Origin of the sequence: Dactylosporangium sp. NPDC049742, from assembly GCF_040674675.1 — a bacterium.
Classification (GTDB): Bacteria; Actinomycetota; Actinomycetes; order Mycobacteriales; family Micromonosporaceae; genus Dactylosporangium; species Dactylosporangium maewongense.
In genome coordinates this window covers 116,319-135,229 of the sequence record NZ_JBFANF010000017.1, presented here as the reverse complement: position 1 = coordinate 135,229, position 18,911 = coordinate 116,319, and the positions used below count along the sequence as shown (strand labels likewise).

Sequence of the window (18,911 nt, the reverse complement as noted above, 5' to 3'; positions counted from 1 at the left end):
GAGGGTCAGGTCGCCGACCAGTTTGAACTCGCCGTCGGAGCCGGTCACGCGGGTGCTCGCCGCTGCCGGCCGCCTTTGCGCTGCGGGTGTCGCCGTCCCGTGCTTGTTGTGCAGTTGGTGGAACGACGCGGCGTCCGGGGTTGCCTTCCGGCTCTGGGTTGCTTCCGTTCCCGGACGCAGACATTGGTCAATGCCCCCGTATGAGGCCTTTGTTCCATTGAAGGTGTGCGATCCACCTACGAGATGATCTTCAAAATGTAGGTGGATCGCGCGACGTCTATGTGGGGCGGGGTATTGACCAACGTCTGGGTCGGCAGGCGGGCGAGTCGGGTCGGGTCGGCGACGTGCTCCGGGCTGTGGTCAGTGCTGCGGGTGCCAGTCGCCGAGGTAGGCGTCGATGGTGGTCGCGGCGGCCTGGTCCGGGGTCAGTTGGGGGCGGTCGGCGGTGATCGCGGCGCCGGGGCCGCGGTTGTGGAACTCGGCGTAGCGGGCGTCGCGCCACGACCAGGTGCCGAAGTCGGTCCACGGGGCGGCGGCGATGTGCGCGCCCAGGGTCGAGTCGCGGATGACGGTCTGGGCGATCGCGTTCGGGTCGTTGCTCGGGTGCCACGGACGGCCCAGGAAGACCGTTCCGGCGGGGGCGTCGCTGGTCAGCTTGCTGTTGACGATCAGGAAGCCGTACGGGTTGGCGATCGACGTGCTCGCGGCGGTCACGTAGCCGTTGTTGGTGGTCGAGCCGCGGTTCAGGGAGCGGATCTCGCAGCGGTCGAAGACGGCGGTGGCGCGGCCGAAGATGAAGTCGACGTCGCCCTCGACGTAGCACTTGCGCAGGTAGACGCGGCTGATGGTGGTGGCGTCGGGGGTGTTGACGTACAGGGTGTCCTGGTTGCCGAGGAAGCGGACGTTGTCGAAGGCGACGCGGTCGGCGCGGGTGAGCACGGCGACGGCCTGCTTCGAGGTGATCTCGGGGTGGGCGGCCTCGTCGAAGTCGTTGGCGAAGGTCAGGTTGCGGGCGGAGAAGCCGGCGCCGGAGATGGTGACCGAGGCGCTGCCCGAGGTGCCCCACGTGCCGCCGTCCGGGCGAGGGGTGCCGTTGGCGCGGTCGTCGACGATCACCACCTGGGTCGGGTCGGCGCCCTGGCCGCGCAGCACGATGCCGGGCTTGTCGGCGGGGATGATCACCTGACCGCGGTAGACGCCGGGCCTGACCTTGATGGTGAACGGGCCGGGGTTCCCGGACGGCACGGCGTCCACGGCGGCCTGGATGCTGGTGTGGTCGCCCGAGCCGTCGGCGGCGACCGTCAGGTGCGGGCCCGGCCACGCGCCGGCGGGGGACGCGGCGAGGCCGGCGGTGGCGCTACCGGCGACCGCGCCGAGCGCGGCGGTGAGCAGGGTTCGGCGGGAGGTCATCCATCGAGCTTTGCAAACGTTTGCTGCCCCGGCAAGACCCGAGCGCCTCAGGAATGCGCTTTCATAACGGGTTTTCATGAAGGGCGGGCGCCGTCATAGTGCCGGAGGATGGTCCGTCGCGGGATTACCCACCGGTAGCGGAGTGGCTCCAGACTGGCCTGGCATTTATCGATGCCAATATGAGGAGCCCGCCATGCACCACCTCAGACGGCTCGCCCTGGTCGTCGTCGCGGCGCTCGCCGTGACGTTCGGCGGCGGCCAGGCCATGCCCGCGCTCGCGGCCAACCCGTACGAGCGCGGCCCCGCACCCACCGTCGCCTCCATCGAGGCCACCCGCGGGTCGTTCGCCATCGCCCAGACCACGGTGGCGCGCGGCAGCGTCACCGGGTTCGGCGGCGGCACCATCTACTACCCGACCAGCACGACCGCCGGCACCTTCGGCGCCGTCGCGATCTCACCCGGCTACACCGCGTCGCAGTCCAGCGTCGCCTGGCTCGGCCCGCGCCTCGCCTCGCAGGGCTTCGTCATCATCACCATCGACACCCTGTCCACCCTGGACCAGCCGGCCAGTCGCGGCCGCCAGCTGCTCGCCGCGCTGGACTACCTGACCGGCGGCAGCTCCGTGCGCACCCGCATCGACGCGAGCCGGCTCGGCGTCATGGGCCACTCCATGGGTGGCGGCGGCAGCCTCGCCGCGGCCACGACCCGGCCCGCGCTGCAGGCCGCCATCCCGCTCACGCCCTGGAACACCACGAAGACCTGGTCGTCGGTGCAGGTCCCGACGCTCATCATCGGCGCCGAGAACGACAGCGTCGCGCCGGTCGCCTCGCACGCCGAGCCGTTCTACACGAGCCTGCCGGCGAGCCTCGACAAGGCGTACCTGGAACTCGACAACGCCTCGCACTCGGCGCCCACGTCCAGCAACGTGACGGTCGCGAAGTACAGCATCTCCTGGCTCAAGCGGTTCGTCGACAACGACACCCGCTACGAGCAGTTCCTGTGCCCCAAGCCGTCCGGGTCGGCGATCGAGGAGTACCGCGACACCTGCCCGCACTCGGGCTGACGAATTCCGTCCGTCAGTACACAAGCAGGACCCGCCGGGAGGGGGGAAACATTCCCGGCGGGTCCGTCTTGTCACAGCGTACCTACGGCAGCGTCACCCGCTGCGCGTTGGTCCCGTTGCAGTCCCAGATCTGCATCTGGGTTCCGTCGGTGGTACTGCCTGACGGGTCGTCCAGGCAGCGTCCCGACTGCGGGTTGCGCAGCGCCTGGCTGGCGGACACGTACGTCCACTGCTGCGCCCCGGTGCCGTTGCAGTCCCACAGCTGGACCTTGGTGCCGTTGGCGGTGCCGCTGGCGCTGACGTCGAGGCACTTGCCCAGCGCGCGGACGGTCCTGTCGCCGGGCAGCGTCCACTTCTGGGCGGCGGTGCCGTTGCACGTCCAGATCTGGACCTTGGTGCCGTTGGCGGTGGCGCCGGCGTTGACGTCCACGCACTTGCCCACGCCGGTCAGGGTGAGCGGCCCGCCCGTACCGCCGCCGCCTCCGCCACTGGAGATCAGGAAGCGGTTGTTGGCGGTGTTCCAGTGCGTCGCCAGGTAGGACCCGGCGGGCGGGTTGGTGTTGAAGTAGTCGTTCTTGTTGCAGTCCAGACGGTTGTCCTGGGCCTGGTCGGTGCAGACGATCCGCATGACCGTGCCGGGGCCGTCGTTGTAGCACATGATGTCGTAGTCGTCGGTGCAGTGGCCGTACGCGGTGTGGTTCGGCGACGAGCTCATCACCGCGCCCATCGCGTGGGTCAGCTCGTGCGCGGCCGGACCCGCCGACCAGCAGCCCGAGTCGACCCGGCTGAACGAGGCGCCGGAGTTGTTGGCGTTGTCCTGCCCGGGCCGGTCGTCGAGGGTGACGTACGCGACGCCGCACAGCGCGGTGGCGTCCACGTACATGAGGTACTTGCGGTCGGTGCGGTTGTAGCCGAGGGCCTTGATCGCGTTGACCGAGTTGCCGAAGTCGCTGAGCGCGCTGTTGGCGATCGCGACGTTCGTGACCGTGATGTTGCAGCTGCTGTCGGTGACGAACCGAACGTGCCGGGTCCCGCCGGTCTGCGCGGCGGAGGCGCTGTAGATGTCGTCGACCTGGGAGGACCAGGTGCGGATCGACGCGAGGTACTGGTTGTAGCGGTCGGCGTTGCCGGAGCCGCGCACGTACAGGACCTGCACGCGGTTGCCGGACACGCCGTCGCCGTCGCAGACGACGCTGAGCGGGTTGACCGCGAGCCCCGTCAGCGGCGGCACCGACTTGGACACGTCGAGGCCCTGGAACGGCGCGTCGGGGCCGTGCGTGCAGGCGCCCGGCACGGCCTTGACCTCGAGCAGGCCGGCGCAGCGGCCGGTGCCTGCCTTGAACCCGCCGTAGACGAGACCCCGGGCGGGGTCGTCGGCGGGCATCTTGAACGTCGCGGTTTCGCCGGCGTTGGCGACCGCGGTGTGGGCTCCGAGCCCCGCCGCGACCAGCACGAGTGCGGCGGCGGCGAGCAGGAGGCGGTGCGGATGGATGGAACGTCTCATGACTACTCCCGGTGGCGGCCGGTTCGTGACATCGTGACATCGATGTCACAGGTTTGTAGCCAGTGTCGTCCTCACTATCACTTAGGTCAATATGTGCGGATCTCCGTCCCGGGATCTCAGGAGGTCAGAGCCGCCGCGAGCCGCACCGTGCCGGTCTCGTCGAGGTGCGCGACGCGCCCCTTGCCGGCGGTTTTCGCCGCGTACATCGCGACGTCCGCGTCGTGCAGCAGCTCGTCGATCCCGGCGTGCCCGCGCCAGCCCGCGACCCCGATGCTGGCCTGCGGCAGCAGCGCCGTCCCGGTGGTGCCGGCCGGTCCAGGTGCTGGTCCCAGGGCCGCGTTCGGGACCGGCTCCTGGATCGCCGCGAGGAGCCGGCCGGCGACGTTCACGGCGTCGCCCGCGGCGTCCATGCCGTCCAGCACCACCGCGAACTCGTCGCCGCCGAGCCGGGCGGCGGTGTCGGCGCCGCGGATGCCGTCCCGGAGCCGCTGCGCGACCGCGACCAGGAGCTGGTCGCCGGCGGCGTGCCCGTGGGTGTCGTTGACCTGCTTGAACCCGTCCAGGTCGATGAGCAGCACCGCGACCGGGCTGCCGTGGCGCGCCCGGGCGAGGGCGTGGCCGAGGTGCTCGCGCAGCAGCGACCGGTTCGCCAGCCCCGTGAGGTTGTCGTGGAACGCCTGATAGTGCAGGTCGGCGGCGTGCTCGGCGTTGACCAGGCCGAGCGACGTCTGCGCGGCGAGGGTCGCGAGCGACGGGCGCACCTCGGCGGACCCGTTGCCGACCAGAAGGTCACCGAAGTGCTGCTTGTCGGAGCGCAGCGGGATCCGGACGCCGCCACCCTCCGCCGCCGGCGGCACCGGGCCGGTCAGGAGCTCCACCGGTACAGGACCGGCGGCGGTCACCACGAGGTCGTCGACGACGGTGACGGCCCACCCGCCGGGGATGCCGTCGAGCAGCTCGACCGCCGCCTCCGCGCTCAGCCGCAGGATCGTCTCCCGGTCCTGCGTGGTCGCGAGCGTCGAGCCGAGCCGGGCGAACACCCGCTCCCGGGCCGCGGCCCGCTCCTGGCGCCGGGTCGACTCCGCGACCGCCGCCGTGAACAGCGCGAGCGGCGGCACCCCGGGCGCCTGCTGGAGGAACTGCGCGACGTGCGACGGCTCCGTCAACGCCACCCCGGCGACCGCGGCGGCGAAGACGAGCACCGTGAACGCGAGCACGTGCCGCCACGTGCCGTACAGGCCGCGGAACGACACGAACACGAACAGCAGCCCCAGCGTCGCCACCCAGTCCCGCATGCCGAGACCGATCGCGAGCAGGGCCAGGGCCTCGAACGGGATCATCCACGCGGGGAACGTGCCCAGCCGGTACTGGCGCAACCACCACCCGGCGAGCGCGACCGCGGCCACGGCGGCGGCGACCCGCGCCGTGACCGGCCCCGTGCCGTGACCCAGCACCCGGGGCAGCACGGTGACGAGGTTGAATACTCCGAAGATCACGAAGAGCCAGCGGATCCGCCCGCCGAGCTGCTTCGGCGGCGCGAGCCGTCGGAGATTCATACCCCCCTCATCGGCAGATCTTCGGTCGACGTGAGCGGTGACGGACCGCTACCCTGTCCGCACGCGATACCGCTCAGCTCGGCACCACTCCGGCCGAACAAGACGTCGGCCGGGAAACACCGGCACAGGACGAGGCGGTGAGGTCAGGCGTTGGACGAGCCGGAGCGGCGCGCTGACACGCTGGCCGACGGTCTCCGTCGGCTGCTGCTGCTCTACGCCCCGCTCTTCGCCGTCGCCGTCGGCTTCGCCGGCTACCGCGTGCTCGGGTACAGCGGCATGACGATCCTCGGGTGGCTGCCCGGGGCGCTGTCCCTCGCCGTCGCCTCCTGGTTCCTGTTCCAGGCGTCCCGCCTCGACCGGCTCGCCCCCGCCGGCCGACGCTTCTGGCGGCTCATGGGCATCGCCGCGCTGCTCATCGCGCCCGCCACGAAACCCCTGACCGAGGCGAGCCTCGGCGGCCGCAAGTCCGGGCCCGTCCTCGCCGGCGCCGTGCTGCTGCTCAGCATCGCGCTGCTGCTGGTGCTGTGGGGGCTGCTCCGGCTGCCGACCCGCAGCCGAAGTCGCGGCGACTGGCTGCGCCTCGGCCTCGACGCCGCCACCGTCCTGGTGTGCTCGGCGACGTTCCTGTGGCAGTTCGTGCTCGAACCGATCTCCGACGCCCGCGCCGACCTGCCGCGCGCCCTGGGGCTGCTGGTGCTGAGCCTGCTGTGCCTGCTCGCCGTCCTCGCCGTCGTGAAGCTCATCCTCGTCGGCACCGACGCCGTCGACATGCTCGCGCTGCAGTCCCTCGCCGGCGTCGTCCTGCTCGGCGCGGTCGGGTCCGCGCTCGTGCCCGTGCTGCAGAACGACCGGCTCGCCGGCGTCTCCGACATCATCACCACCGCCGAGGGCACGATGGTCGGCCTCGCCGGGGTCGTGCAGCTGCACCGCGTCCGGCCGGCGACCGTGGTGCGCCGGCGGCGCCGCCCGTACAGCATCCTGCCCTACTCCGCGGTCGTCGGCGTCTACCTGCTGCTCGTCGCGAACAGCGGCGACGGCCCCGTCCTCGCCGGCGCGGTCGCCGCGACCGCCACCGTCGTGCTCCGGCAGCTGCTCGCGTTCCGGGACAACGACGCGCTGCTCGGCACCGTCCGCGAGCACCAGCGGCTCCTGCACGAGCAGGCGACCCACGACGCGCTCACCGGCCTGCCGAACCGGTCCCTGTTCAACGACACCCTCGACGCGGCCTTCCACGGCGCCGCGATCCTGGTCGACCTCGACGACTTCAAGACCGTCAACGACACCCTCGGCCACCACGTCGGCGACGGCCTGCTCGTCGAGGTCGGCCGCCGGCTGCGCGCCGCCGTGCGCCCCGGCGACCTCGTGGCCCGCCTCGGCGGCGACGAGTTCGCGGTCCTGCTGCCCCTCGCCGACGAGGCCGCCGCCGGTGAGGTCGCCGAACGGATCCTGGCCGAACTCGCCAACCCCATCACGACGCACGGCCACCTGCTGACCGTGAACGCCAGCGTCGGCGTGGCACAGCGCCCCGCCTCCGACGACCCCCAGCTGCTGCTCCGCCACGCGGACATCGCCATGTACGCCGCGAAACAGGCCGGCAAGGGACAGTTCGCCCGGTACAGCCCCTCGCTGGCGGGCCTGCTCGCCACCCCGGCCCAGCGCGCCGACGAACTCCGCGCCGCGATCAACGCGGGCCGCGTCGAGCTCACCGGCGAGCCGATCGCCCGCCTCACCGACGGCGCCGAGGTCGAACGCCGCCTCAGCGCCCGCTGGCCCTCCGTCGACGTCGCCGACCTGACCGTGCCCCTCGTCCGCTGGCTGCTCACCGAGGCGTGCCGCGTGACACCCCCGGGCCGCCCGTTCACCGTCGACGTGAGCCGCTCGGCGCTGCTCGCCCCGGGCTTCCCGCACGACGTCGCCGGCATCCTGGCCGCCGCGGCCGTCGCCCCCGCCAACCTCACCCTGGCCGTGCCGGCCGCTCTCGCGGGCGAGGACACCGGCGAGGGCACGGGGGTCCGCGGCGCACTGCAGGAGCTCCGAGCGATCGGCGTCGGCCTGGCCCTGGACCACACCGGCACCGCACACGCCCGCCTCGACCTGCTGGTCTCGTTACCGTTCACACGCCTGGTGCTGGACGCCGCCCTGTTCCCCACGGCCGCCCCAGTCCCCGCGAACGCCCCCTTTCCCGCGAACGCCCCCTTTCCCGCGGACACTCCTTTCGCTGCGGACGGGCGTTTCGTTACTGATGCTCCCTTTCCCGCGGATGGCCACTTTCCGACGGATGTTCCCTTTTCTCCGGAACGCCACTTTTCCCCGGATGGTCACTTCTCTCCGGGTGGCCACTTCGCCGCAGACGGCCTCGACCGCCGGCGCGAGGCCCTCGTCGACGCCGTGGCCCGCTTGATCGCCACAACGGGCGTAGAGACGGTGATCAGCGGCGTCCGCGACCCAGGTCAGGTCGCGCGCCTACGGCACCTCGGATTCACGCTCGGCACGGGCCCAGCCGTCACCGCGGTCGGCGACCTCCGCCTCTCCAGCCACTGACGCAGGGCCTCGCGCCGGCGGTCGAAGCCGCGCGGCGAGGGGTGCACCCGTTGCAGCGACCAGACGGGCCGCCGAGGTCACTCGGGCCCGGCCCTGAACCACCCGAGCACGGCCTGGCTCTGCCACGCCCGCCCGTGTCCGGAAAACTGTTGCGTCCGCCCGAGTCCGCCCGTGTACGGAAACTGTCGCGTCCGCCCGAGTCCGCCCGTGTACGGAAACTGTCGCGTCCGCCCGAGTCCGCCCGAGTCTGGCCAGCCAGCCTGCTGCCGCTGCCACCCGAGCCGCCGGCCTGAAACCACCCAGGCCACTGCCTCGAAGCCACCCGTGCGCCGAAGTCCAAGCCAACTGGGCCACCGGCCTGAAGTCACTCAAGCTCGGCCTGAAGCTACCCGGCCGCTGACCGAGGCCACAGCTCAGGCTGCTGGCTCGACGCCGTTCCAGGGCCGCCGACCCGCGAAACCCCCGGCGCCTGCCGGAAGCCTCTCCGTGCCATCGATCCGGAGCTCCCGAGACTGATCCGGAGCTCCCCGGGGCTGCTGGCCCGACCACTCCGGAGCCATCCCGGGCCGCTGGTCCGATCGCGCGCCCGACCTGACCGTGCGCCCGACCCGACCGACCGCGCGGTCGCGAAATCGCGCGCGTAGGTCGCGCGGGCGTCGCGGGCGCGGGCGTTGCGGGCGACCGGGCGGCTGGGTGGTGCCAGGGAGGCCTTGCTGCAAGCTGCTTCGACCACCCCATGGCGGAGGACGGCCGGAGGTTCTCGGTGGCGGCGTTCCTTCTTCAACACCGTAACGCATGCCTGCAAATCGTGACTACGGCGAGGATCTACGCAGATGCAGAACGTAGTGCACCAGTACAGGTGCCGCAAGCGGGCATAGGGGGTCACCGGCGGTTACGAGAGAGCGCTCTCCAGTGATCGGCGCAGCGGGGGAAGGGTAAGAGGCAGGTCAGAGGGCATCACGCTTCGTACGGATCGAAAAATAAGTGTGGCGCGGGGCGGCTGGCCTCTTGACAGGGCCGCTCGATCGGGCAACCCTCGTCCTTGGAGAGCGCTCTCCCACCCCGACTCCGGAGCCGCCGTTCACGGTGCCGGAGTGACACACCCCCCGGATGGCCGGACCGAGCACCACCGTACCCCTACGGTGGCGCTGCCGGCTGCCGCCCGCCCTGAAACCGGGAGCAATTGATGCTGACCGCCGCACGACCGGCGCGCCGCCGCCGCCGGAATCTGATCATCGCGTCCGCCGCCGCCATGCTCATGCTGGCGACGTACGCGGTGACCACGACCTTGACGGCCTCCGCGGCCGACACCCTCCTCTCGCAAGGCAAGACCGCGCTGTCGTCGTCCGACGAGAACGGCGGCACCCCCGCCTCCGCCGCGTTCGACGGCAACACGACCGGCACCCGCTGGTCGTCGGCCGCGTCCGACCCGCAGTGGCTGCGTGTCGACCTGGGCCAGACCGCGACGATCACGCAGATCAAGCTGTACTGGGAGACCGCGTACGCGACGGCGTTCAAGCTGCAGACCTCACCGGACGGCAACACCTGGACCGACATCAAGTCGGTGACCGGGGCGACCGGCGGCGCGCAGACCTACGACGTCACCGGCTCCGGCCGGTACGTGCGGATGTACGGCACCGCCCGCGCCACCGGCTACGGCTACTCGCTGTGGGAGTTCCAGGTCTACGGGTCGTTCGGCGGCACCAACCCCGGCACCTGCAACACGACGGCCAACGCCGCGCAGGGCAAGCCCGCCACGGCGTCGAGCGCCGAGAACGCGGGCGCCAACGCCGCCGGCGCGGCCGTGGACGGCGACACCGGCACCCGCTGGTCCAGCCAGTTCAGCGACCCGCAGTGGCTGGCCGTCGACCTCGGCAGCAGCCAGTCGATCTGTCAGGTGACGATCAACTGGGAGGCCGCGTACGGCAAGGACTTCCAGATCCAGACGTCGCCGGACGGCGGCACGTACACCACGATCAAGACCGTGACCGGCGGCACCGGCGGCATCCAGACCCTCGACGTGACTGGCACCGGTCGCTTCGTCCGGGTGTACGGCACGGCCCGCGCGACCGGCTACGGCTACTCGATCTGGGAGTTCATCGTCCGGACCGGCACCGGCCCGACGTCGAACACGCCGTCGCAGCCGACGTCCCCGTCCCCGTCGACGACCCCGTCGACGTCCACCGGCCCGATCCAGGGCGGCGGCGACCTCGGCGCCAACGTGATCGTCTTCGACCCGTCGCAGTCCAGCGCGACGATCCAGGCGAAGCTCGACCAGGTCTTCACGCAGCAGGAGACGGCGCAGTTCGGCCCCGGCCGCATCCAGTTCCTGTTCAAGCCCGGCACGTACAGCGGCCTCAACGCCCAGATCGGTTTCTACACCTCGATCAACGGCCTCGGCCAGAACCCGCAGGACGTCCGGATCAACGGTGACATCACCGTCGACGCCGGCTGGTTCGGGGGCAACGCGACGCAGAACTTCTGGCGCTCGGCGGAGAACCTGTCCGTGTACCCGGTCAACGGCATCGACCGGTGGGCCGTCGCGCAGGCCGCCCCGTTCCGCCGCATGGACATCCACGGCGGCATGACCCTCGCGTCGCCGAACTGCGGCTGGGCGTCCGGCGGCTACATCGCCGACTCCCGCGTCACGGGCAACATCAACCCCTGCTCGCAGCAGCAGTGGTTCACCCGGGACAGCACGATCGGCAGCTGGAACGGCTCGGTCTGGAACATGGTGTTCTCCGGCGTGCAGGGCGCCCCGGCGAACAGCTTCCCGAACCCGCCGTACACCACGATCAACCAGAGCCCGATCACGCAGGAGAAGCCGTACCTGTACATGGACGCCTCCGGCGCGTACCGGGTGTTCGTGCCGTCGCTGCGCACCAACAGCAGCGGCGCCACCTGGATCAACGGCCAGACCCCGGGCACCTCGCTCGCGCTGACCCAGTTCTACGTCGCCAAGCCGGGCGTCACGGCCGCGACCCTCAACGCCGCCGTCGCGCAGGGCCTCAACCTGCTCTTCACGCCCGGCGTGTACCACCTGAACAGCACCGTCAACATCAACCGCGCCAACACGGTCGTGCTCGGCCTCGGCTACGCCACGATCGTCGCGGACAACGGCGCCCTGCCGATGGCCATCGGCGACGTCGACGGGGTCAAGATCGCCAGCCTGCTCTTCGACGCCGGCCCGACGAACTCCCCGGCGCTGCTGCAGGTCGGCCCGAACGGCGCCAGCGGCAACCACGCCACCGCCCCGAACCTCATCTCCGACGTGTTCCTGCGCGTCGGCGGCGCGGGCGCGGCCAAGGCGAGCGCGGCCCTGATCGTCAACAACAACAACACGATCATCGACCACATCTGGGCGTGGCGCGCGGACCACGGCGACGGCGCGGGCTGGACCTCCAACCCGTCCGACAACGGCCTGATCGTCAACGGCCAGAACGTCCTCGCCTACGGCCTGTTCGTCGAGCACTTCAACAAGTACAACGTGGTCTGGAACGGCAACGGCGGCCGCACGATCTTCTTCCAGAACGAGCTGCCGTACGACCCGCCGTCGGCCGCCGCCTGGTCCCACGACGGGATCGTCGGCTACGCCGCCTACAAGGTCGGCGCCAACGTCACCAGCCACGAGGGCTGGGGCATGGGCAGCTACTGCGTGTTCACCACGGACTCGTCGATCGCCGCCTACCACTCGTTCGAAGTGCCCAACACCCCGAACGTGAAGTTCCACAACATCATGACCGTGTCCCTGGGCAAGGGCTCCATCACCCACGTCATCAACGACACGGGCGCCCCCGCCCTCCCGTCCGCGGTGACCCCGTCCAACGTGATCAGCTACCCCTGATCACCGTCTGACAACAAGCAAGCCCGCACAACACACCGAGGGCCGGTCTCCCGAGCAGGAGGCCGGCCCTCGGCCGTTCCGAAAGATCAGGCGCGCCAGACGAAGATCAGGCGTGTGACACGGTCAGGGCGTAGAACTTGACCTTCGCGCCGTTGGTGGTGCTGTCGGAGGAGGACTGGTTGTAGGAGCCGGCCTTGAAGTACATGCCGTACTGGTTGAACGACGACGGGATCGGGTAGCTGGTGGTGCTGCCGTTGACGGTCAGGTTGATCCGGTTGCCGCCGGAGATGGCGATGACGTAGGACCACTTGACGCCGAGCGGGACGTTGCCGACGAGGTGCAGGGTCTGGCCGCCGTCGGGGGAGTTCTCGGTGCCGAGGTAGATGTCGCCGTTGGGGCGGTAGTACAGCTCCAGCAGCGGCTTCGTCGACGGGCCGCCGGTGCCGAGGTGGACCTGGCCGACGCAGACGTTCTTCGTCACGTTCGGGATGCGCAGGGTCGCGCTCATGCGGTGTGACCCGGCAAGGCGCCAGTCCGCGGCGGTGCCGTTGGCGTTCATCTCGCGCAGCTCGGAGCGGGCGTAGTTGGAGTTCGGGGTGGTGACGCCCTTCTCCGGGGCCCAGAAGGTCATCGAGCCGTCGTTCTTGTCGGTGAAGAAGTACGCCGGGTTCGTGTACCCGTTCGGCCCGCGCAGCTGCGACGACGGGATGGTCGTGGGTGCGCCGGGGGAGCCGACGGGCAGCTGCAGCTGCCAGATCGACAGGTCGAAGTTGCCGCCGGGCGCGACCGCGGGGTTCAGGCCGCCGGAGGGTGGCGGCACGGTGCCGCCGGGCAGGGTCCACGCCTGGTTGGCGGTGCCGGTGCACGTCCAGATCTGCAGCCGGGTGCCGTTCGCCGAGCTCTGCCCGGTCGCGTCGAGGCACTTGCCGGAGCCGGCGTTGACCAGGGCGCCGTTCGAGGCGGTCCACTGCTGCGCCCCGGTGCCGTTGCAGTCGTACAGCTGGATGAGGGCGCCGTTCGCGGTCGACGCGGCGGTCACGTCGAGGCACTTGCCGAGCGCCTTGATGGTCGTGCCGTCGACGGTCCAGGTCTGGGCGGCGGTGCCGTTGCAGTCGTAGAGCTGGACCGCGGTGCCGTTGGCGGGGCTGGCCGCGGCCACGTCCACGCACTTGCCGCCGAGTCCCGTGATGGGGCCCGCGGTGGCGGCGTTGGCGTCGGTACCGCCGAGCGCCACGGCGACGACCGCGGCGCTGGCCGCCAGCAGGGCGGCGCCGGCGAGGGTGGGTCTCTTCATGGGGTGTCCTTGCGGGCGGGGGATTAGGCAAAGTGGTTAACAATAAACACTCCTATCAATGCCTTGTCAACGAACCGGTGTCGCGCATGTTGACGAACCGTCAGCCATCTGAAATCTTGGATGCCCAGCGACGCAAGAAATTTGCATAACCCGTCAAGATTTTGTGTGCCGCTGTGCAAGCCGCGTAGCAGTCGACCGCCACCGCCTGCTCCGTACACCTCACCGTCCGTCCCCGCCGCCGCGACCAGACAAGCTCCGACAGCCCGCTGGACGTCCTCCCGCGGGCTCGGTGCGTCGCGCCCCCCGCCCCGAGAGGCCAAGACGTCATGAGAACTCGAAAGACCAGGTGGCGGCTCTTTGCCGCGGTCCTGGCGACCGCGGTCATCGCCGCCACGATGCCCCCGGCCGCGCAGGCCGCCGGCGGGCCCAACCTCGCCCTCGGCAAGTCCGTGCAGGCCAGCAGCTCCAACGGCCCGTACGGCACCGGCAACGTCAACGACAACAACGCCGGGTCGTACTGGGAGAGCACCAACAACGTGTTCCCGCAGTGGATCCAGGTCGACCTGGGCGCCAACACGGCCATCGACCAGGTGGTGCTGAAGCTGCCCTCGAACTGGGGCACCCGCACGCAGACCCTGGCCGTGCAGGGCAGCGTCAACGGCACCGCGTTCAACGACCTGTCGCCGTCGGCCGGGCGGGAGTTCAACCAGTCCGCGCAGAACGTGGTGACCATCAACTTCACCGCGGCCAGCGTCCGGTACGTGCGGGTCACCATCTCCGCGAACACCGGCTGGCCCGCCGGGCAGCTGTCGGAGTTCGAGATCTACGGCGCCGCCGGCACCGTCCAGCCGCCGACCGCACCCGGCAACCTCGCCTACACCCAGCCCGCGTCGGGGCAGATCCGGCTCACGTGGACCGCGTCGACCTCGGCGGCGGGCATCGCCAGCTACCAGGTCTTCGCCAACGGCGCGCTGCGGGCGACGGTCGGCGGCAACGTCCTGGTGTACACCGACACGCAGCCGGACACGGCGACGGTCGAGTACTACGTGAAGGCGACCGACCCGGCGGGTAACACGTCGGCGGAGAGCAACCACGTCACCCGGACCGGGACCACCCCGCCGAACGGGACGAACCTGGCCCAGGGCAAGACGATCGAGGCGAACTCGTCGGTGTTCTCGTTCGTGGCGACCAACGCCAACGACGGCAACGTCGGCTCCTACTGGGAGTCCAACGGCTTCCCGGGCATCCTGACGGTGAAGCTCGGCTCCAACGCCGACATCAGCTCCGTCGTCGTGAAGCTCAACCCCGACACCGCGTGGGGCCCGCGCACCCAGGCGATCCAGGTCCTCGGCCGCGAGCAGTCCGCGACCGGGTTCACGTCGCTGAAGGCCCGCGCCGACTACGGCTTCAGCCCGACCGGCAACCAGAACACGGTGTCGATCCCCGTCAGCGGCCGCGTCGCCGACGTGCAGCTGCAGATCTTCACCAACAACGGCGCCCCCGGCGGCCAGGTCGCCGAGCTCCAGGTCATCGGCACCCCGGCGCCGAACCCGGACCTCGTCGTCACCGCCCTCACGTGGTCGCCGTCGGCCCCGACCGAGGTCACCCCGGTCACGGTCTCCGCGACGGTGCGCAACGCCGGCACCGCCACGTCCGCCGCCACCACGGTCAACGTCAACGTCGGCGGGGCCTCCGCCGGGACCGCCGCCGTCGGTGCGCTCGCCGCCGGCGCGTCCACGACCGTCACCGTCAACGCCGGCACCCGCGTCATGGGCAGCTACCCGGTGTCCGCGACCGTCGACCCCGCGAACACGGTCGCCGAGCAGGACGAGTCCAACAACGCGTTCACCGCGTCGTCGCAGCTCGTCGTCGCCCAGGCGCCCGGCCCCGACCTGCAGGTGCTGAGCGTGTCGTCGAACCCGGCGAACCCCGCGGTCGGCGCTGCCGTCAGCTTCACCGTCGCCGTCAACAACCGCGGTACCACCGCGTCCGGCGTCAACACGGTCACCCGCGTCACCGTCGGCGGCACCACGCTCAACGGCACCACCGCCTCGATCGCGGCCGGCGCCACCGCCAACGTCGCGATCAGCGGCACCTGGACCGCGACCAGCGGCGGCGCGACCATCACCGCGACCGCCGACGCCACCGGCGTGCTCACCGAGACCAACGAGAGCAACAACACCTTCACGCAGTCGATCGTCGTCGGGCGGGGCGCGGCGGTGCCGTACACCTCGTACGAGGCGGAGGCCGGCACCTACCAGGGCACCCTGGTGACCGCCGACTCGCTGCGCACGTTCGGGCACACCAACTTCGGCACCGAGTCCTCGGGCCGCGCGTCGGTGCGCCTGAACAGCCAGGGCAACTACGTCGAGTTCACCTCGACCAACCAGGCGAACTCGATCGTCGTGCGCAACTCCGTCCCGGACTCCGCCTCCGGCGGTGGCCAGGACTACACGATCAGCCTGTACGCCAACAACGTCTTCGTCCAGAAGATCACGCTGTCCTCGAAGTACAGCTGGCTGTACGGCACGACGGACGACACCGAGTCGCTGTCGAACTCGCCGCAGGCCAACGCCCGCCGCCTGTTCGACGAGTCGCACGCGCTGCTGGCGTCGTCCTACCCGCCCGGCACCAAGTTCAAGCTGCAGCGCGACGCCGGTGACACCGCGTCCTTCTACTACATCGACCTGATCGACCTGGAGCAGGTCGCGCCGGCGCTCAGCCAGCCCGCCGGGTGCACGTCGATCACCACGTACGGTGCGGTCCCCAACGACGGCATCGACGACTCCGCCGCCATCCAGCGCGCCGTCAACGACGACATGAACGGCGTCATCAGCTGCGTCTGGATCCCGGCCGGGCAGTGGCGGCAGGAGCAGAAGATCCTGTCCGTCGACCCGACCCGCGGCCAGTACAACCAGAAGGGCATCCGCAACGTCACCATCCGCGGCGCCGGCATGTGGCACTCGCAGCTCTACACGCTCACCGAGCCGCAGAACGTCGTCGGCAACATCAACCACCCCCACGAGGGCAACGTCGGCTTCGACATCGACGACAACACGCAGATCTCCGATCTCGCGATCTTCGGCGGTACGACCAACCGCGCCAACCGCGGTCACGGTCTGAACGGCCGGTTCGGGAAGAACACGAAGATCAGCAACGTGTGGATCGAGCACGTCAACGTCGGCGCGTGGGTCGGCCGCGACTACAGCGACACCCCCGCCTACTGGAACCCGGGCGACGGCCTCGAGTTCACCGGGATGCGCATCCGCGACACGTTCGCCGACGGCATCAACTTCTCCAACGGCACGAAGAACTCCCGCGTGTTCAACTCCTCCTTCCGCACCACCGGTGACGACTCGCTCGCCGTGTGGGCCAACCCGCGGGTGAAGGACGCGGCCGTGGACATCGCCCACGACAACCACTTCACCAACAACACCGTCCAGCTGCCGTGGCGCGCCAACGGCATCGCCATCTACGGCGGGTACGGCAACGGCATCGAGAACAACCTCGTCTCCGACACCATGAACTACCCCGGCATCATGCTGGCGACCGACCACTCCCCGCAGCCCTTCAGCGGCACCACGGTCATCGCCAACAACGGCCTCTACCGGTGCGGCGGCGTCTTCTGGAACGAGGACCAGGAGTTCGGCGCGATCACGCTGTTCCCGTCGTCGCTCGACATCGTCGGCGTCACCATCCGCGACACCGACATCTTCGACTCCACGTACGACGGCATCCAGTTCAAGAACGGCGGCGGCAACATGCCGAACGTCGCGATCACCAACGTGCGCATCGACAAGTCCAACAACGGCGCGGGCATCCTCGCCATGTCCGGCGCGCGCGGCAACGCCAACCTGACCAACGTGACCATCACCAACTCCTTCGACGGCAACATCGTCAAGGAGCCCGGCTCACAGTTCGTCATCAACGGCGGCTGATCACCTGTTCGATCGACGCGGGTCCGCCCTCAGGGGCGGGCCCGCGTTGCGTTGCGCGCCGGCCGTTGCGTTGCGCGCCGGCCCGGCACCCTCTTGGACCCGTGTCACCGGTGCCGCACTGCCGTCCACGAAGACCTCATCACGCGCCCGCGTCGTGCCGCGCCCGCGCGCCCGCGTCGTGTGAGGGCGTTGTGACGGAAGGCGAAACGGGCTGGTCGGGACGGGGGTGCTCGACGCGGACTGAGAGGCGGGCACGGCCAAGCTCACCGGAGCCGGCCTGTGGCGCGCGTCCCGCTCGTGCCGATGATGATCTCGTCGCCGGGGTTGACGGTGGCGGTGTTGACCCTCTGGGCGCCCGCGTCGTGCCGTGCGCCTGTGACGCCGTCGTGCCGCGCCCACCGTCCGCGTCGTGCCGTGCGCCTGTGACGCCGTCGTGCCGCGCCCACGATGCGCGCGTGACGTGCCACGCGCGGACGTGATCACGCGCGCGCGGGCCTGGCCAGGCACGCGTGACAGGCGCGCGTGTCGCAGAGCGGGAGCACCTGTGACGCCGTCGTGCCCGCGGCCACGATGCGCGCGTGACGTGCGACGACCGCTTCGAGGTGCCAGCCAAGGGGCTCGTGCCCACGATGCGCCCATCCCACGATCCGCGCGTGACGTGCCACGCGCGGACGTGATCACGCGCGCGCGGGCCTGGCCAGGCACGCGGGACAGGTGCGCGTGACAGGCGCGCGAGCCGGGCGCGCGTGTCACGGGGCGGGACAGGCGCGCGTCACAGGCAGGCTCCGGTGAGCTTGGCCCCGTGGTTGCGGGAAGCCGCCAACCTGAATCGACGAGGGGTGGGGCGGCGCCGGGCGTTCCTCTTGTCAGCGACCCTAGCACCACGCTGCAAATCGTCGGCGTGTCGTGTGATGGATCAATGACGAGAGGTGATAAAGGCTGTTCAGGACGGGGGGTGCTCGACGCGGACGGAGAGGCGGGTTGTGCCGATGACGATCTCGTCGCCGGGGTTGACGGTGGTGGTGGTGACCTTCTGGCCGTTGACCCGGGAGCCGTTGGCGGAGCCCAGGTCGGTCAGGGTGAGCCGGTTGCCGTCGAAGTCGAGGCGGGCGTGCTGGCGGGAGGCGCCCGTGTCGGCGAGGCGCAGGTCGGCCTGGTCGCCGCGGCCGATGACGGTGCTGCCGCGCTGGACGGCGTGGGCGTAGCCGTCGTCGGTGACGAGGCGGACGCCGCTGTCGGGGCCGCGGCGGGTGCGCTGGTCCGCGCCGGTGTACACCTGGGCGTCGACGCGGAAGAGGCCGGTCTCCAGGTTCTCGCCGCGGGACACCTCGACGAGGATGTCGCCGTAGACGGCCCAGCCCTGCTCGCCGATGTACTCGGCCTGCGACTGGGCGAGCTCGCGGGCGAGGGCGGCGGCATACGCGGCCAGGCGCTCGTGGTCGGCGGGGGACAGGACGATCACGTAGCGGTTGGGGACCAGGATGCGGCCGCCGGCGATGCTGGTCTTCCCGGCGTTCGCCTCGGTCTGCATCGCGTTGAGGATCTCCACCGGGTGGACGACGCCTTTGAACACCTTGGCGAAGGCGCCCTCGACCAGGCCCTCGAGACGCTTCTCAAACCGCTGCAGTCCGCTCACGCCTCAACGGTAGCGGGCATGAACGTTTCACGACCGTCGTGGTGCCGACAAGGCCGGCGGCAAGGGCGTTGAGCTGGGAAAAGGACCAGGTCAGGGGTGTCCCGGGACATCGGTGTTACTGGCGT

Annotated in this window: 9 protein-coding genes; 4 read left to right on the top strand and 5 right to left on the bottom strand. The window is 70.6% G+C overall.

Annotated elements, in window-relative coordinates; all coding sequences use genetic code 11:
• Positions 1-360: 360 nt before the first annotated feature.
• Positions 361-1,410: a pectinesterase family protein gene (locus tag AB0J72_RS22425; RefSeq protein ID WP_363401602.1), complete on the bottom strand. Its 1,050-nt coding sequence runs from the start codon at positions 1,408-1,410 to the stop codon at positions 361-363.
• A gap of 193 nt (positions 1,411-1,603) precedes the next feature.
• On the opposite strand from AB0J72_RS22425, the gene AB0J72_RS22420 reads away from it, so the two are divergent.
• Entirely contained in the window at positions 1,604-2,473 is an 870-nt protein-coding gene (locus AB0J72_RS22420) for an alpha/beta hydrolase (RefSeq protein ID WP_363401600.1), read from the top strand.
• Between the two features lie 82 nt (positions 2,474-2,555).
• Here AB0J72_RS22420 and AB0J72_RS22415 read toward each other — a convergent pair whose 3' ends face one another.
• Together AB0J72_RS22415 and AB0J72_RS22410 are read right to left on the bottom strand one after the other, a co-directional pair.
• Positions 2,556-3,977 carry a ricin-type beta-trefoil lectin domain protein gene (locus tag AB0J72_RS22415; RefSeq protein WP_363401598.1) on the bottom strand — a complete coding sequence of 474 codons (1,422 nt, stop codon included), beginning with the start codon at positions 3,975-3,977 and terminating at the stop codon, positions 2,556-2,558.
• A 116-nt stretch (positions 3,978-4,093) separates the two neighbouring features.
• Positions 4,094-5,533, bottom strand: coding sequence for a GGDEF domain-containing protein (locus AB0J72_RS22410; RefSeq protein WP_363401596.1), 1,440 nt, complete (start codon positions 5,531-5,533; stop codon positions 4,094-4,096).
• A gap of 150 nt (positions 5,534-5,683) precedes the next feature.
• Between AB0J72_RS22410 and AB0J72_RS22405 the strand changes: the two genes are divergently transcribed.
• Complete coding sequence (locus AB0J72_RS22405) at positions 5,684-8,074, top strand: diguanylate cyclase (protein WP_363401594.1); 2,391 nt, start codon at positions 5,684-5,686, stop codon at positions 8,072-8,074.
• 1,186 nt (positions 8,075-9,260) lie between these two features.
• A complete protein-coding gene (locus tag AB0J72_RS22400; RefSeq protein WP_363401591.1) occupies positions 9,261-11,918 on the top strand; it encodes a discoidin domain-containing protein in 2,658 nt (885 codons plus the stop codon).
• A 106-nt stretch (positions 11,919-12,024) separates the two neighbouring features.
• Here the strand turns inward: AB0J72_RS22400 and AB0J72_RS22395 are convergent, their stop codons facing one another.
• Positions 12,025-13,212: a polysaccharide lyase family 7 protein gene (locus tag AB0J72_RS22395; RefSeq protein ID WP_363401589.1), complete on the bottom strand. Its 1,188-nt coding sequence runs from the start codon at positions 13,210-13,212 to the stop codon at positions 12,025-12,027.
• Positions 13,213-13,538: 326 nt separating this feature from the next.
• Here AB0J72_RS22395 and AB0J72_RS22390 point away from each other — a divergent pair, with 326 nt between their 5' ends.
• Entirely contained in the window at positions 13,539-17,150 is a 3,612-nt protein-coding gene (locus AB0J72_RS22390) for a CARDB domain-containing protein (RefSeq protein WP_363401587.1), read from the top strand.
• Between the two features lie 943 nt (positions 17,151-18,093).
• Here AB0J72_RS22390 and AB0J72_RS22385 read toward each other — a convergent pair.
• Complete coding sequence (locus AB0J72_RS22385) at positions 18,094-18,786, bottom strand: DUF3662 and FHA domain-containing protein (protein ID WP_363401586.1); 693 nt, start codon at positions 18,784-18,786, stop codon at positions 18,094-18,096.
• Between the last annotated feature and the right edge of the window lie 125 nt (positions 18,787-18,911).